Source organism: Labrys sp. Lb11 (assembly GCF_057554225.1).
On sequence record NZ_BAAJOT010000004.1, the window covers coordinates 713,669 to 727,601 of the forward strand.

General features: G+C 69.9%; 15 protein-coding genes. 7 read left to right on the top strand and 8 right to left on the bottom strand.

What is annotated here, in order from left to right; genetic code table 11:
- Window positions 1-150 precede the first annotated feature (150 nt).
- The 4 genes from AC27L4_RS17885 to AC27L4_RS17900 are packed head-to-tail and all read left to right on the top strand — an operon-like array spanning window position 151 to window position 4,649.
- The gene (locus AC27L4_RS17885; protein WP_487143586.1) at window positions 151-1,203 is read left to right on the top strand and encodes a substrate-binding domain-containing protein; all 1,053 of its coding nucleotides are present in this window, start codon (window positions 151-153) and stop codon (window positions 1,201-1,203) included.
- A 22-nt stretch (window positions 1,204-1,225) separates the two neighbouring features.
- Window positions 1,226-2,731 carry a sugar ABC transporter ATP-binding protein gene (locus AC27L4_RS17890; protein ID WP_487143588.1) on the top strand — a complete coding sequence of 502 codons (1,506 nt, stop codon included), beginning with the start codon at window positions 1,226-1,228 and terminating at the stop codon, window positions 2,729-2,731.
- A complete protein-coding gene (locus tag AC27L4_RS17895; RefSeq protein WP_487143589.1) occupies window positions 2,728-3,678 on the top strand; it encodes an ABC transporter permease in 951 nt (316 codons plus the stop codon). Before AC27L4_RS17890 ends, AC27L4_RS17895 begins: the two co-directional genes overlap by 4 nt.
- On the top strand, window positions 3,675-4,649 hold the full coding sequence (locus tag AC27L4_RS17900; protein ID WP_487143591.1) for an ABC transporter permease: 975 nt from the start codon (window positions 3,675-3,677) through the stop codon (window positions 4,647-4,649). The genes AC27L4_RS17895 and AC27L4_RS17900 overlap by 4 nt, the downstream gene beginning before the upstream one ends.
- On the opposite strand, the gene AC27L4_RS17905 is transcribed toward AC27L4_RS17900, so the two are convergent.
- Window positions 4,605-5,564, bottom strand: a complete 960-nt coding sequence (locus tag AC27L4_RS17905) for an amidohydrolase family protein (RefSeq protein ID WP_487143592.1) — start codon at window positions 5,562-5,564, stop codon at window positions 4,605-4,607. The genes AC27L4_RS17900 and AC27L4_RS17905 overlap by 45 nt on opposite strands.
- A 62-nt stretch (window positions 5,565-5,626) precedes the next feature.
- Between AC27L4_RS17905 and AC27L4_RS17910 the strand changes: the two genes are divergently transcribed.
- Together AC27L4_RS17910 and AC27L4_RS17915 are read left to right on the top strand one after the other, a co-directional pair.
- The gene (locus AC27L4_RS17910) at window positions 5,627-6,637 is read left to right on the top strand and encodes a M14 family metallopeptidase (RefSeq protein ID WP_487143593.1); all 1,011 of its coding nucleotides are present in this window, start codon (window positions 5,627-5,629) and stop codon (window positions 6,635-6,637) included.
- 5 nt (window positions 6,638-6,642) lie between these two features.
- Window positions 6,643-7,833, top strand: a complete 1,191-nt coding sequence (locus AC27L4_RS17915) for an alpha-amylase family protein (protein ID WP_487143594.1) — start codon at window positions 6,643-6,645, stop codon at window positions 7,831-7,833.
- A gap of 166 nt (window positions 7,834-7,999) precedes the next feature.
- On the opposite strand, the gene AC27L4_RS17920 is transcribed toward AC27L4_RS17915, so the two are convergent.
- From AC27L4_RS17920 to AC27L4_RS17940, 5 genes are all read right to left on the bottom strand, one after another.
- Window positions 8,000-8,830, bottom strand: a complete 831-nt coding sequence (locus AC27L4_RS17920; RefSeq protein ID WP_487143829.1) for a transglutaminase-like domain-containing protein — start codon at window positions 8,828-8,830, stop codon at window positions 8,000-8,002.
- 54 nt (window positions 8,831-8,884) lie between these two features.
- Window positions 8,885-9,070 (bottom strand): hypothetical protein, encoded by a 186-nt coding sequence (locus AC27L4_RS17925; RefSeq protein ID WP_487143595.1) that lies wholly within the window; start codon window positions 9,068-9,070, stop codon window positions 8,885-8,887.
- An 86-nt stretch (window positions 9,071-9,156) separates the two neighbouring features.
- Entirely contained in the window at window positions 9,157-10,788 is a 1,632-nt protein-coding gene (groL, locus tag AC27L4_RS17930) for a chaperonin GroEL (RefSeq protein WP_487143597.1), read from the bottom strand.
- A gap of 49 nt (window positions 10,789-10,837) precedes the next feature.
- Entirely contained in the window at window positions 10,838-11,140 is a 303-nt protein-coding gene (locus AC27L4_RS17935; protein ID WP_487143598.1) for a co-chaperone GroES, read from the bottom strand.
- A 166-nt stretch (window positions 11,141-11,306) separates the two neighbouring features.
- Window positions 11,307-11,570 (bottom strand): DUF1488 family protein, encoded by a 264-nt coding sequence (locus AC27L4_RS17940; RefSeq protein ID WP_487143599.1) that lies wholly within the window; start codon window positions 11,568-11,570, stop codon window positions 11,307-11,309.
- 316 nt (window positions 11,571-11,886) lie between these two features.
- Between AC27L4_RS17940 and AC27L4_RS17945 the strand changes: the two genes are divergently transcribed.
- A complete protein-coding gene (locus tag AC27L4_RS17945; protein ID WP_487143600.1) occupies window positions 11,887-12,630 on the top strand; it encodes an MBL fold metallo-hydrolase in 744 nt (247 codons plus the stop codon).
- Between the two features lie 111 nt (window positions 12,631-12,741).
- On the opposite strand, the gene AC27L4_RS17950 is transcribed toward AC27L4_RS17945, so the two are convergent.
- Both AC27L4_RS17950 and AC27L4_RS17955 read right to left on the bottom strand, forming a co-directional pair.
- Complete coding sequence (locus AC27L4_RS17950) at window positions 12,742-13,371, bottom strand: CDGSH iron-sulfur domain-containing protein (RefSeq protein WP_487143601.1); 630 nt, start codon at window positions 13,369-13,371, stop codon at window positions 12,742-12,744.
- Between the two features lie 108 nt (window positions 13,372-13,479).
- Complete coding sequence (locus tag AC27L4_RS17955) at window positions 13,480-13,914, bottom strand: cupin domain-containing protein (protein WP_487143602.1); 435 nt, start codon at window positions 13,912-13,914, stop codon at window positions 13,480-13,482.
- Between the last annotated feature and the right edge of the window lie 19 nt (window positions 13,915-13,933).

A 13,933-nucleotide genomic window follows, 5' to 3' on the forward strand; every position in this document is an offset into this window, starting at 1 on the left:
TCTTGCGCACGGCCGGGAAACGGATCTAGCATCAGTGTGTCCGGAATAGTGTTCGTTAGTCCGGTATAATGGAATTTCAATCAAGGTGATCGCGACCGGACTGCTGCCCGGCCGTGCAACGACGACCTGCTTCAATTGAGGGGAAGAGCCATGTTCACGTCATCCTTGCGATCGGCCATCGGCGCCGTCTGCCTCGGCCTCGTCGCCTGCGCCGGCCTCGCCACCGCGGCCGAGGCTGCCGCCAACTGCATCAAGGGCGACCGCAAGCCGCCGTTCACGCTCGGCTGGGCCAACATCTATTCCGTGCCGACCTGGATGAAGCAGACCGAGGGCACCATCGCCGCCGAGGTCGAGAGGCTGAAGAAGGAGGGCCTCGTCGACAAGCTGGTGATCACCGACGCCCAGGGCGATGCCAACACCCAGATCCAGCAGATCCAGTCGATGATCGACGCCAATGTCGACGCCATCCTGCTGATCGCCGGCTCCTCCACCGCCCCGGCCCGCGTCCTGGCCGATGCCTGCGCCAAGGGCATCGCCGTCATCAACTTCGACAGCCTCGTCGACACCGACAAGGTCACGGCCAAGATCAACACCGACTCGGCCGAATGGGGTGCCAGCGCCGCCAAGTGGCTGGTCGACCAGATGGGCGGCAAGGGCAAGATCCTGGTGCTCAACGGCCCGGCCGGCATCTCCGTCAGCGACGACCGCCGCAAGGGCGCCGAGCCGGTGCTGAAGGCCAATCCGGGGGTGACCATCCTGGCCGAGACCAACACCGCCTACAACGTCGCCCCGGCGCAGGAAGCGGTGACCAGCCTGCTCTTCGCCCATCCCGAAATCGACGGCGTGCTCTCGCTCGGCGGCGCCCTCTCGGCCGGCGCCGTGCTCGCCATGGACAAGCAGGGCCGGCCGATGGTGCCGATGACCGGCGAAAACGCCCGCCAATTCCTGGAGCTGTGGAAGGAAAAGGGCCTGAAGAGCTGGGCCACCATGCAGCCGAACTGGCTCGGCGCCCTGGCCGCCTACACCGCGGTCCAGGCCCTGAGCGGCAAGGACGTCGCGCCCTTCGTCAAGGTGCCGCTGCCGGTGATCGACGACGCCAATCTCGACGGCTATCTCGCCCGGGCCAAGGATTTCCCGGCTGACGGCTACATCTATTCGCCCTACGATCAGGCTCTGTTCGACAAGCTTCTGGCCCAGAAGTGATTCCGGCCGCGGGTCCTGCCTCATGAGCTCTGCCCCGATCCTCGCGGCGCGGGGCGTGTCGAAGTCGTTCTTCGGCAATCCCGTGCTGCGCGATGTCTCGATCACCCTGCAGCCCGGCCGCGTGCATGCGCTGCTCGGCGAGAACGGGGCGGGCAAGTCGACGCTGATCAATCTCCTGTCGGGCGCACTGCGTCCCGACGGGGGCAGCATCGAGGTCGACGGCCGCAGCCTCGACCGCCTGACCCCGGCGGATGCCCGGCGCGCCGGCGTCGCCGTGGTGCAGCAGGAGCTGAGCCTGACCAGCCAGCTCTCCATCGCCGAGAATATCGGCCTGGGCGCCTATCCGCGCCGCCTCGGCCTGGTCGACTACGGCTTGCTGGCCGAGCGCGCCAAGGCGGTCTGCGACCGCGTCGGCCTCGACGAGCCGCTGTCGCGTCCGGTCGGCGACCTGCCGCTCGGCCGACGCCAGATGGTGGAGATCGCCAAGGCGCTCTACCGCGAGCCGCGCGTGCTGATCTTCGACGAGCCGACCTCCTCGCTCTCGGCCCACGAGACCGCCACCCTGGTCGGGCTGATCCGCCGGCTGCGGGCCGCCGGCACGGCCATCCTCTATATTTCCCATCGCCTCAACGAGGTGATGGCGCTGTGCGACCACGTCACCGTGCTGAAGGACGGCGCCGTCACCGCGGACCGGCCGCTCGACGGCATCGACGCCGCCGGCCTGGTGCGTCTGATGGTCGGGCGCGACCCCGGCGACCTGTTCCCGCGCTGGACGCCGGCGTCGCAGGCCGAGGCGATCGTCTCGGTCTCCGGGCTTTGCGCCGGCATGGTGCGCGACGTCGACCTGGAGCTCCGGCGCGGCGAGGTGCTCGGCATCGGCGGCCTGGTCGGCCAGGGGCAGGAGGACCTGCTGCTCGCCCTCTACGGCGCCCTGCCGGCGACGGCCGCCGCCGCCCGCTTCGGCGCCGCTGCCGGCCTGCCGGGTTCGGTGGCGCGGGCCAACGCCCTGGGCCTCGCCTATGTCCCGGCCGACCGCAAGCGCGAGGGCCTGCACCTGATCCATCCCATCGCGGCCAACATGATGCTGCCGGGCTTGGCCCGCGCCGCGGCGCTGCAGCTGCGCGACTGGGTGGCGGAGCGGCGTCTGGCCTGCGACCTCGCCGACCGGCTGGGCATCAAGGGGGACCTGACGCGTCCGGTGCAGGCCCTGTCCGGCGGCAACCAGCAGAAGGTGGCGCTGGCCAAGTGGATGCCGCACGACCCACCGATCCTCCTGCTCAACGACCCCACGCGCGGCGTCGACGTCGAGACCAAGCGCGAGATCTACGGCCTGCTCCGGCGCTTCGCCGGGGAGGGCAAGGCCGTGGTGCTGTCGAGCTCCGACACGCCGGAGCTGGTGCATCTGTGCGACCGCGTGGCGGTGATGCGCGAGGGACGCATCGTCGCCATGCTCGGCCGCGACATGCTCAGCGAGGAGGCGATCGTCGCCGCCGCCATGGGAGCGGAGAGCGCGAGGGAGGCGGCATGACCCGGCCCTCGCTCTACTGGCCGGTCCAGCGCGGCCGCAATCGCGGCGTCCACGGCCTGTTCCTGGTCGTGGCGGCCTTCCTCGCCCTTTATCTCTACCTCTTCCCCGGCCTGTTCAGCGTCGGCGGCGTGTCGAAATTCGCCCAGAGCTGGCTGCCGCTCGCCCTGGTGGCGATGGCGCAGGCGCTGTTGATGCTGACCGGCGGCATCAGCCTGATGGTCGGCGCCATGGTCAGCCTCGGGGCGGTGATCGCGGCCACGACCATGAGCGGCCCGCTCGGCGTCGCCGGCGGCAGCGTCGCCGTCGCGCTGGCCGGCCTCGGCATCGGCGCGACGGCCGGCGTCATCGTCGTGCGTCTCAGGCTGCCGGCGATCATCGTCACCCTGGCCGGGTCCTTCATCGTCGGCGGTGCGGCGCTCCTGGTGCTGCCGCGGCCGGGCGGCGCCATCCCCGACTGGTTCTCCGACCTGCTGGCCGGCAATACGCCGGTCGCCGCCGTCCTGCTGGTGCTGACCGCGCTCGCCTGGAAGCTCTATCTGGCGACCCCCCTCGGCCTCAGCCTCTACGCCGCCGGCGAAAACCCGGTCGGCGCCTATCGCTCCGGCGTGCCGGTCGATGCCGCCCGCATCGTCGCCTATGCCCTCAGCGGCCTGCTCTGCACGGGCGCCGGCCTGTTCGTCGCGGCGCAGACCGGCTCGGGCGACCCGGTGATCGGCACCGCCTTCACCCTGAACTCGATCGCCGCGGCGGTGCTCGGCGGCGTCGGCTTCCTCGGCGGCGCCGGCACCATGCGCGGCGCCATCGCCGGCAGCCTGCTCTTGTGCGTGATGATCAACGTCATGTTCTTCCTCGGCTTTCCGCCCGTGGCCCAATATGTCGCCCAGGGCCTGATCATCATCGGTGCGGTGGCTCTGCCGCAATTCACCGCGCGCGGGAGGACGGCATGAGCGACGTCGACGTCACCCGCTTTCCGCGCCGGCGCCTCGCCGGCCTCCTGCGCAGCCGGCCTGTCCTGACGCTGCTGATCGTCCTGGCCGTCTGGGTCGTGGCCGGTTTCGCCAGGCAGGGCTTCGGCTCCTATGGACACCTGCGCTATCTCCTGGAACTGGCGGCGGTGATCGGCCTGGTGGCGGCCGGCCAGACGCTGGTGGTGATCGGCGGCGGCATCGATCTTTCGGTCGGCGCCATCGTCACGGTCAGCGCCGTCGGCGTGCCGCTGCTGGCCTGGAGCGGCGACCCCGGCGGCGCCCTGGCGGTGGCGGGCATGCTCGCCATCGCCGCCGGCATCGGCCTGCTCAACGGCCTGGGCGTCGCCTTCCTGCGCGTGCATCCGATGATCATGACCCTGGCCATGGCAACCTTCCTGCAGGGCGTCCTGATCATCATCGCCGGCGGCAGCGCGGTCTCGGCCCAGAACCCGCTGGTCGCCTGGCTCGGCAACGCCCGGCTCTTCGGCGTGCCTGCCGGCATCCTGCTCTGGCTGGCTGTGTCCGCGCTGGCGCTGGCGCTGCTGCACGCCACGCCCTTCGGCGCCCGCGTCTTCGCCCTCGGCGCCAATCCGCTGGCGACCACGCTGTCGGGCGTGGCGAGCCGCGCCACCACGGCGGCGATCTACGCCCTGAGCGGCTTCACCGCCGGCCTCGCCGGCGTGCTGGTGCTCGGCATGAACGGCCAGGGCTATGTCGGCATCGGCGATCCCTACCTGCTCGCCTCGATCGCGGCCGTGGTGCTCGGCGGCACCTCGATCCTCGGCGGCGCCGGCACCTATGCCGGCACCATCCCCGGCGCGGTGTTGCTGGTGACGATCACGGCCCTGATCACCGTGGTCAACGCCTCGCCCGGCTGGCGCAGCATCCTGTTCGGCTCGCTCATCCTAGGGCTGCTGCTGCTGTCGGGCCGGGAGGCCAGCCGGCGATGAGACCTCGTCCAGGCGGTAGAGCCGTTTGGCGTTGGCGAAGAACAGGGCGTGCTGTTCGTCCGCCGAGAAATCCGCGGTGATGGCGATGAAGGCCTCCCAGACCTGGTCGAAGCTCGCGTGCAGCCCGGCGACCGGAAAGTCGCTGGCGAACAGCGCCCGCTCCGGGCCGAAGCAATCGACGCAGTGGCGGACCACGGCGCCGAGACTGTCGAGCGTCCATTCATGGTCGTAGGCGACGAGGTCGGAGATCTTGACGGCGACATTGGGCAGGCGCGCCAGGCGGCGGAGCCCGTCCCGCCAGCGGCGCATGCCCTCGGCGTCGCGCTCGAACGGGCTGCCGCAATGATTGAGGACGAAGAGCTGGTCCGGGAAGGCGGCGGCGAGGCGGGCGGCATCGCCGAGCTGGTTCGGGAACAGCATGAGGTCGAAGACGAGGCCATGGCGCGCCAGCCGGGCGAGGCCGCGGCGCCAGGCCGGGTCGTCCATCAGGTCGCCGCGGGCGGCGAAGCGCCGCGCCGGATCCGGCGTCCAGCTGAGGATGTCGCGGATGCCGACGACGCGGGCGGAGGCGGCCTGCGCCTCGACCAGGGCTTCCGCGTCCGGCCTGGCGAGCGGCACATGGGCGACGCAGCGCGCCGCCACCATGCCGCGCGCCGGGAGGGCGTCGAGCCAGCGCGTTTCGCCGAGGCAGTCCGCCGGATCCCAGCCCGCCTCCACATGCACCGTGGCGGCGATCGGCCAGCATGCGGCGTCGCGGCGATAGTCGGCCGGCAGGTAGTCCCGGCGCAGCGATCCGAGATCGCCGAGGCCGCCGCGCTCGCCCGCCTCCGCCGCCAGCCACGGATGTTTGCCGAGACCGAGGTCCCACAGATGATGATGGGCGTCGACGATCGGGCCGTCATAGGGCTTCGGCACGCTCTTTCCTCCCTTGCCTCAGGCCCCGGCCACACTGCCATCGCTTCATAGGGTTTCCCACCATGCATTCCGGCGTCTTCCACACCCTCGACCTCGACCGCGACGGCAAGGCCCTGAGCTTTCTCGGCGTGCCGCTGTCGATCGACCGTTCGCCCTATTTCCAGGTGAAGGTGCCGGTCTGCGTGGTGCGCAACGGCCCCGGCCCGTCGGTGCTGCTGATGGCCGGCAATCACGGCGACGAATATGAGGGCGAATTGTCCCTTGGCCGCCTGATCCGGCGGCTCGATCCGGCGGCGATGCGCGGTCGGGTCACCATCCTGCCGATGACCAACGCGCCGGCGGTGCGGGCGGCCAGGCGCTGCTCGCCGCTCGACGGCGGCAACCTCAACCGCGCCTTTCCCGGCGATCCCGCCGGCAACGCCACCGCCCGCCTGGCGCATTTCCTCGAGCACGAGCTGTTCCCGCGCCATGACGTGGTGTTCGACCTGCATGCCGGCGGCACCTCGATGGCGCATCTGCTCTGCGCGCTGATCGAGAAGCAGGAGGATCCGGCGCGCACGCAGGCGGCGCTCGACCTGATGCGCCGCCTCGGCCTCGCCTACGGCTTCGTCGCCGACAATGGCCGGGGCACGCCGACCTCGATGGGCGCGGCTGGGCGCGCCGGCGCCATCGGCGTCAGCGGCGAGTTCGGCGGCGGCGGCACGGTGACGCCGCAGACCATGGCCGCGACGGAGCGGGCGATCGACAATCTCCTGGTCGCCCTCGGTGTCATCGAGGCGCCGCTGCTGTCGCGCCGTCCCGAGCCGCCGGCGACGATGCGGATCCTCTCGCTGGCGCGCCAGGCGCAGGCGATCTATGCCACGCGCCATGGCTGGTTCGAGCCGGCGACGCCGCTCGGCGCCATCGTCCGGGCGGGCGACGTCGCCGGTTGGCTGCACGATCTGGAGCGGCTGGAGGATGCCGAGGAGGAATTGCGCTTCGCCGAAGGCGGCGTCGTGCTCTCCCAGCGCCTGCACACCATGTGCGAGGCGGGCGACTGCCTGGTGCAGGTGGCGGAACTGGTGGAAGGATGAGGCCTATGCAGCTCTCGATGTGGACCTATCCCTGGGATGTCCAGGATTGCGGCTTCGAGCCGGTCGTGCGCGACCTCAGGGAGCGGGCCGGGCTGAACGGCGTCAGCCTCGCCGCCTCCTACCATGCCGGGCGCTTCCTGCAGCCGCGCAGCCCCCGCCGCAAGGTGTATTTCCCCGAGGACGGCACCATCTACTTCCGGCCGGAACCCGGGCGCTGGGAGGGCTCGCGCCTCCAGCCCAAGCCGGCCGACATGCTCGACGGCGGCGACGTTCTGCGCCGCCTCGTCGACGAGCGCGAACGCACCGGCCTCGCCGTCTCGGCCTGGACCGTCTGCCTGCACAACATGCGGCTCGGCCTGCTGCACCCCGATGTCGTCACCCGCACCGCCTTCGGCGACGCCAATCCGTTCGGCCTCTGCCCCTCGCATCCCGATGCGCGACGCTATGTCTGCACGCTGGTGGAGGACATGACGGCGAACTACCGGCCGGACGTGGTGGAGCTGGAGACCCCCTGCTTCATGCCCTATGCCCATGGCTATCACCATGAGAAGGATGGCGTCGGCCTGCTGCCGGAGGATGATTTTCTCCTGTCGCTGTGCTTCTGCGAGGCCTGCCTCGCCCGGTCGGCCAAGGCGGGCGTCGACGGCGAGGCGGCACGCCGGACCACGCGGCGCCTGGTGGCCGAGGCACTGGAGCGCGCGGTGCCGGCGCCGCGCTGGCCGGACTTCGCGACCCGCGGGCTCGACTCGTTCCGGGACCATCCGGAAATCCTTGCCTATGCCGCCTGGCGGACCGAGCCGGTGGCCAGCCTGGTCGCCGAGATCCGCGAGCGGGCCGACCCGGCCAGCCGGATCCATGTCATCGACATCCGGGACGGCTGGCTCGGCGGCTGCGACGCGGCCGCGCTCGGCCGCGTCTGCGACGGCATGGTCTTCTGCGTCTACGACATGAGCCGCGAGGAGACCGCCGACGCGCTCTCCCTCGGCCGGGCGGCGCTCGGGCCGGACAAATATCTCGGCGCCGGGTTCCGCGTGTTCCATCCGGAGATGGCGGACGCCGCCGACCTCGCGGCCAAGGTCCGGGCCGCGGCCGCGGCGGGCGCCGACGGCATCAACTTCTACAATTACGGCCTGGTGCCGGCGGCGCGTCTCGACTGGGTCAGGCAGGCGGCCGAAGCCGTCCGCCCCGCAGGGTGACGGGGCGTTCGGCCACGGCGGCGGAGCGGCCGCCTCCGCCGCTGCACGAGGGGCGGTCCGTCGCGGCTAAAGCGTCTTGCGATTTGACGGACTCGCGTCAAGTCGCAAAGACGCGTCGAAACAAGGGGGTAGAGCAACGCGCGTTTCCACCAAAACGCGCTTTGCTCTAGCCGCCGGCAGGCGGCTGGGGCAGGTCGGTGGCGTCATAGGCCCAGACGCGAAACGATGTCAGGGTATGCCGACCGAACGAATTGATCAGCGGAATATCCGCGGCGTCGCGCCCGCGCGCCACGACGATGCGCCCGATGCGCGGCACGTTGTTGCGGGGATCGAACGTCAGCCAGCGGCCGCCCAGATAGACTTCGATCCAGGCGCTGAAATCCATCGGGTCGACGACCGGGACGCCGATGTCGCCGAGATAGCCGTTGACGTAGCGGGCCGGGATGTTCATGCAGCGCAGAAACGTGATGGCGAGGTGCGCGTAGTCCCGGCAGACGCCGACACGCTCCTGATAGGCCTCGAAGGCCGTGCGGGTGGCGCGGGCGTTCTGGTAGCCGAAGCTGATGTGGCGGTTGGTGAAGTTGCAGACGGCCTGGACGCGGCCCCAGCCCGGGCTGACATGCCCGAACAGATCCCAGGCGACCTGGCTCAGCCTGTCGGTCTCGCAGTAGCGGCTGCCCATCAGATGGACGAGGCAATCGTCCGGCAGAGCCGCGACCGGGATTTCGGCCGCGCCCCAGTCCACCGGATCGAGGGCTCCGTCATCCTCGATCGTACCGTCGCTCCAGATCGAGAAATCGCCCGCCGGCGCCACGAAGCGGCGGCAGACATTGCCGAACAGGTCCCGATAGGTCGTGATCGGAACATCGGGCGTGGTGATCAGCACCTCGGCCGACCGCATGTCGGCGGCCCTGTCGTCATGCACCGCCAGGAGGCACACCATCGGCGTCGGCTGCGGGCAGGTGACGGTGATGTCGTAGCCGTATCGGATCAGCATGGGCATGCGCCTCTCGAAGCCTCGCGTCCGACGACGGATCGGGAGCCCCGGAGGTCACCAGGGCCAGGGCGGCGGCGTGCGCTTCTTTTTTTTCGCCGCCCTGGCGACAGCCGGCTTCTTGGCGGGGGCCGCCCCGGCCGCCAGCGCCTCTTCCGCCTCCTTGGCAAGGCGGAGCGCGCGGAGGCGGGCCGTCTTGGCCAGCAGGGCCTTGCGTTCGTCCGAAGTGTCTTTCGCTGCCACTGCGCATGCTCCTGTTGGCAACCGGTCCGGCATGTCGACGGCAGGGCGGCCGCCTCGGCGATCCGCCCCCGTCCGACAGGCCGGGATCAGTAGCCCATCCCGCCGCCCATGCCGCCGGGCATGGCGGGGGCGTCCTTCTGCGGGACGTCGGCGACCATCGCCTCGGTGGTGATCAGCAGCGCCGCGACGGAGCCGGCGTCCTGCAAGGCGGCGCGCACCACCTTGGCGGGGTCGATGATGCCGGCTTCGATCATGTCGACATAGGCCTCGGCCTGCGCGTCGAACCCGGCGTTCGGGTTCTTGGATTCCAGCAGCCTGCCCACCACCGTCGAGCCTTCGACGCCGGAATTCTCGACGATCTGGCGGATCGGCGCCTCGAGGGCGCGCAGCACGATCGCGATTCCGGCCCTCACGTCGGCATTGTCGGAGGTGACCTTCGACAGGGCCGCCTTGGCCCGCAGCAGGGCGACGCCGCCGCCGGGCACGATGCCTTCCTCGACCGCCGCGCGGGTGGCGTTCAGCGCGTCGTCGATGCGGTCCTTCTTTTCCTTGACTTCGATCTCGGTCGCGCCGCCGACGCGGATGACGGCGACGCCGCCGGAGAGCTTGGCGAGCCGCTCCTGCAGCTTCTCCTTGTCGTAGTCGGAGGTCGTCTCCTCGATCTGCGCCTTGATCTGCTGGACGCGGGCCTCGATGTCCTTCTTCTTGCCGGCACCGTCGATGATGGTGGTGGTCTCCTTGTCGATGCGGATCCGCTTGGCGCGCCCCAGCATGTCGACGGTGACGTTTTCCAGCTTGATGCCGAGTTCCTCGGAAACGACCTGGCCGCCGGTCAGCGCGGCGATGTCCTCGAGCATGGCCTTGCGGCGGTCGCCGAAGCCCGGAGCCTTGACGGCCGCCACCTTGAGGCCGCCGCGCAGCTTGTTGACGACCAGCGTCGCCAGGGCCTCGCCCTCGACATCCTCGGAGACGATCAGGAGCGGCTTGCCGGTCTGCACCACCGCCTCGAGCAGCGGCAGCAGGGCCTGCAGGCCCGCCAGCTTCTTCTCATGGATCAGAAGATAGGCATCTTCCAGTTCGGCCGACATCTTCTCGGCATTGGTGATGAAGTAGGGCGAGAGATAGCCGCGATCGAACTGCATGCCTTCGACCACGTCGAGCTCGGTCTCGGCGCTCTTGGCTTCCTCGACCGTGATCACGCCCTCGTTGCCGACCTTCTTCATCGCCTTGGCGATCATCGCGCCGACCGACGTGTCGCCATTGGCGGCGATGGTGCCGATCTGGGCGATCTCCTCGGATGTCTGGACCTTCCTGGCGCGCGCCTCGATGTCCTTGACCACCGCGACGACGGCCATGTCGACGCCGCGCTTGAGGTCCATCGGATTCATGCCGGCGGCGACGAACTTGGCGCCTTCGCGGATGATGGAGGCGGCCAGGACGGTCGCCGTGGTGGTGCCGTCGCCGGCAAGGTCGTTGGTCTTCGCGGCCACTTCGCGCACCATCTGGGCGCCCATGTTCTCGAACTTGTCGGCAAGCTCGATCTCCTTGGCGACGGTGACGCCGTCCTTGGTGATGCGCGGCGCGCCGTAGGAGCGGTCGATGATGACGTTGCGGCCCTTGGGGCCGAGCGTCACCTTGACGGCGTTGTTGAGGATCTCGACGCCGCGCAGCATGCTGTCGCGGGCTTCGCTGGAGAATTTGACGACCTTGGCGGCCATGGTTCGGTGCTCCGATATCGCTTGAGAACGGCTCGTGAAGGTCGAAGCGTCAGCTGGCCGCGGCCTTGTCGACGACGCCCATGATGTCGGCTTCCTTCAGGATCGGCAGGTCCTGGCCGTCGATGCCGACGTCCGTGCCGCACCATTTGCCGAAGAGCACGACGTCGTCCGCTGCAAGATCGACCGGGATCAGCCCGCCGCTGTCGTCGCGGATGCCGGAGCCGACGGCGATGACCTCGCCGTCCTGCGGCTTCTCCTTCGCCGTATCGGGGATGATGATCCCGCCCCTGGATTTGTCTTTGCCTTCGAGGCGCCGGATGGCGACCCGATCGTGCAGAGGGCGGAATGTCATGGGATGCCCCTTTCGGGCTGGGCACGCATGGGCGTGCCGGTTCCCTACATGTAGGCCCTTTGGCACTCGATTGATATGAGTGCCAGCGAATTATTCTCGCCGCTGCGAAGCGACGGGCACCGCCCGCCCGCCGCCGCGCGGCCCGGGCGGCGTTTGCGCGCCGCCCTCAGAAGTCCGGCGCCGACAACTGGTAGAAGCTCTGGCGCTTCCGGGCATAGGCCTTCGACGCCACCTGCCGGATCCATGGGAGATTGGCATCGAACGCCTGCAGGAGCGCCGCTTCGTCCGGGCGCGATTGCGGGCTGATCACGCGAAGGGCATCCTCGCCCACATAGAACGAGATCTCGAACGCCGAGTCGTAGCCCCAGAAACGGACGCTGTGCCTCGCCGCGTCGTAGCTGCGGCTGGCGTTGGGAAAACTCAGGGACATGGGCATCCTTTGGGCGTGCCGGCCAAGGCCCTTCGCGCTCGTCCTCAGCGCGTGAGAGGCCGACCGACGTCGGACACATCGACGACGATCAGCTTTCGAGAAGTAAAAGCCGAAGAACCTGTAACATATAGAACGCAATCTTGGAAATTGCGAGGCACGTTCTCGTGCCATATGAAGCGAGGCCACTGATGCTCATCTCCTTTCGCACGGCGGCAACAGTGCGGGCAGGGGTGGAATTCGGACCGGCTCGACCCGTTTGCCACTTGACCCTCGTGCGGCCGGCGGTCTGCCGGCCTTGTGCCGATGTGGAGTGATCATGACCATTGCGACGATTCCGGCCGGCCGATGGTACGAGGCGATTCCCTTCGCCGACGGCGTCACGCTGATCCACGAACCCTGGCTGCCGCCGTTCTTCCGCTGCAACATGTGGCTGATCCGTGGCCGCGACCGCGATCTCCTGATCGATGCCGGGCTCGGCGCCGTGCCGCTGCGCCGGCATGTGCCGGCCCTGGCCGGCCGGCCGGTCACGCTGCTGGCGAGTCACACCCATTTCGACCATATCGGCGCCGCCGCCGAGTTCGACACGCGCCTCGCCCATCCGATCGAGGCGCCGATCCTGGCCGAGCCGACCAACGAGGCGACCCTGTTTGCCGCCTATGCTTCGGGCTCGGGCGATGCGGAGATGTTCTGGGGCCTGCCGCCGGGCTGGGACGCAACGCGCTATCGCATCGCCCCGGCACCGGCGACCGGCCTCGTCGCCGATGGCGACGTGATCGACCTCGGCGACCGCGCCCTGACCGTGCTGCACACGCCGGGCCACTCGCCCGGCCATGTCTCGCTGTTCGAGGAGAAGACCGGCACCCTGTTCGCGCAGGACGTGGTCTATGACGGGCCGCTGGTCGACGACTGCTATCACTCCGACATCGCCGTCTATGTCGCGACGTTGCAGCGCCTGCGCGGCCTGCAGCCGCGCATCGTCCATGGCGGCCATTTCGCCAGCTTCGGCCCGACCCGATTCCGGCAGCTGATCGATGCCTATGTCGCCGCGAAGGGCGGGTAGGGGGATGTGATCAGCCCCTCTCCCGGATGGGGGCAGGGGGCCCGGGCGGCAAGCCCGTCTCCGGGCTCGTCTGCAAGCGGACCTGCGACGTTGCCCGCATGACGGAGCCGGCTACCCCACGAATCCCGCCGCCTTGTGGCTGCCGTCGCAGTAGGGCTTCTTGCCGGAGTGGCCGCAGCGGCACAGATAGGTCTCTGTGACGCGGTTGATCGTCCGCCCGGTGCCGGACACCACCTCCAGGTTGCCCGCCACCCGCAGCGGTCCGTTCTTCAGCGGCGTCACCGTCACGGGGCCGTTCCGTGCCGCCAGCGGCTCGGAGGTCTGCGTCTGCGGCTCGCCCGTGGCGGTGAAGCCGGCGGCGGTGTGGCTGCCGTCGCAATAGGGCTTGTTGGCGGAGGCGCCGCAGCGGCACAGCGTCGCCCGCAGCGCTTCGTGCTCGCCGATCGTCAGCTCGGCGTGCAGCGCCAGCGGGCCGTTCTCGCGGATGCGGACGGTGTTGACGATCGGCGCGGCTTCGAGCGCGGTGCCGTCCGGGCGCTCGACCCGGATGGCGCCGGAAGGACAGTTCAGCGCCAGGCGTTCGAGATCGGCGACGCTCGCCGCGTCCGGGTGGATCCATTCGCCCTTGACGTTGGGGACGAACACGTCCGGACGGTCGAGGACGCAGCCCCTGGAATGGATGCACAGCGTCCCGTCGAACCGGATGACCGCCTCGCGGCCGCGAACCACTTCCTCCGGCATCCCACCCTCCCTGGCTGCTGGCCCGGCCCCGCCGGGCGCGGGGCGATGATGCCACGCTTCGGGAGAAAGGTGCAGTCCATACTTGGTTCCGGGCTGGGCTCCTCCGGCTCAGCCCGGCCCCGGTTGCCAGCCGGCCGGCGCCATCTCGAAGCCTTCGAAGCGGAAGCCCGGCGCGACGGTGCAGCCGACCAGCGTCCAGGCGCCCAGGCTCTCGGCCGCCTGCCAGGCGCCGGCCGGCACCACGGCTTGCGGGCGCTCCCCGGCGACGAGATCCGGGCCGAGCACATGGGTGGCGGCGGCGAGGCCGTCGGCCGAAACATGCAGCGCCAGCGGCGCGCCGGCATAGTGGTGCCAGGCCTCGCTCGCATCGACCCGGTGCCAGTGCGAGCGTTCGCCGGCCTGCAGCAGGTAGTAGATGGCGGTCGAGGCCGCCCGGCCGCAGGGATCGGGGGCATCCTTGAAAGTCTCGACATAGTGGCCGCCCTCGGGATGGGCGCGCATGCCGAGGATGGCGATGATGTCCTGGGCGGTGGGGACGGGCATGCGCCGAGGGCTCCGTTGG

What these genes read in the sequence shown, in the direction of transcription:
- AC27L4_RS17885 (WP_487143586.1), top strand. Translation starts at nt 151, where the DNA reads ATGTTCACGTCATCCTTGCGATCGGCCATCGGCGCCGTCTGCCTCGGC.
- AC27L4_RS17890 (WP_487143588.1), top strand. Translation starts at nt 1,226, where the DNA reads ATGAGCTCTGCCCCGATCCTCGCGGCGCGGGGCGTGTCGAAGTCGTTC.
- AC27L4_RS17895 (WP_487143589.1), top strand. Translation starts at nt 2,728, where the DNA reads ATGACCCGGCCCTCGCTCTACTGGCCGGTCCAGCGCGGCCGCAATCGC.
- AC27L4_RS17900 (WP_487143591.1), top strand. Translation starts at nt 3,675, where the DNA reads ATGAGCGACGTCGACGTCACCCGCTTTCCGCGCCGGCGCCTCGCCGGC.
- AC27L4_RS17910 (WP_487143593.1), top strand. Translation starts at nt 5,627, where the DNA reads ATGCATTCCGGCGTCTTCCACACCCTCGACCTCGACCGCGACGGCAAG.
- AC27L4_RS17915 (WP_487143594.1), top strand. Translation starts at nt 6,643, where the DNA reads ATGCAGCTCTCGATGTGGACCTATCCCTGGGATGTCCAGGATTGCGGC.
- AC27L4_RS17920 (WP_487143829.1), bottom strand. Translation starts at nt 8,830, where the DNA reads ATGCTGATCCGATACGGCTACGACATCACCGTCACCTGCCCGCAGCCG.
- groL (WP_487143597.1), bottom strand. Translation starts at nt 10,788, where the DNA reads ATGGCCGCCAAGGTCGTCAAATTCTCCAGCGAAGCCCGCGACAGCATG.
- AC27L4_RS17935 (WP_487143598.1), bottom strand. Translation starts at nt 11,140, where the DNA reads ATGACATTCCGCCCTCTGCACGATCGGGTCGCCATCCGGCGCCTCGAA.
- AC27L4_RS17940 (WP_487143599.1), bottom strand. Translation starts at nt 11,570, where the DNA reads ATGTCCCTGAGTTTTCCCAACGCCAGCCGCAGCTACGACGCGGCGAGG.
- AC27L4_RS17945 (WP_487143600.1), top strand. Translation starts at nt 11,887, where the DNA reads ATGACCATTGCGACGATTCCGGCCGGCCGATGGTACGAGGCGATTCCC.
- AC27L4_RS17950 (WP_487143601.1), bottom strand. Translation starts at nt 13,371, where the DNA reads ATGCCGGAGGAAGTGGTTCGCGGCCGCGAGGCGGTCATCCGGTTCGAC.
- AC27L4_RS17955 (WP_487143602.1), bottom strand. Translation starts at nt 13,914, where the DNA reads ATGCCCGTCCCCACCGCCCAGGACATCATCGCCATCCTCGGCATGCGC.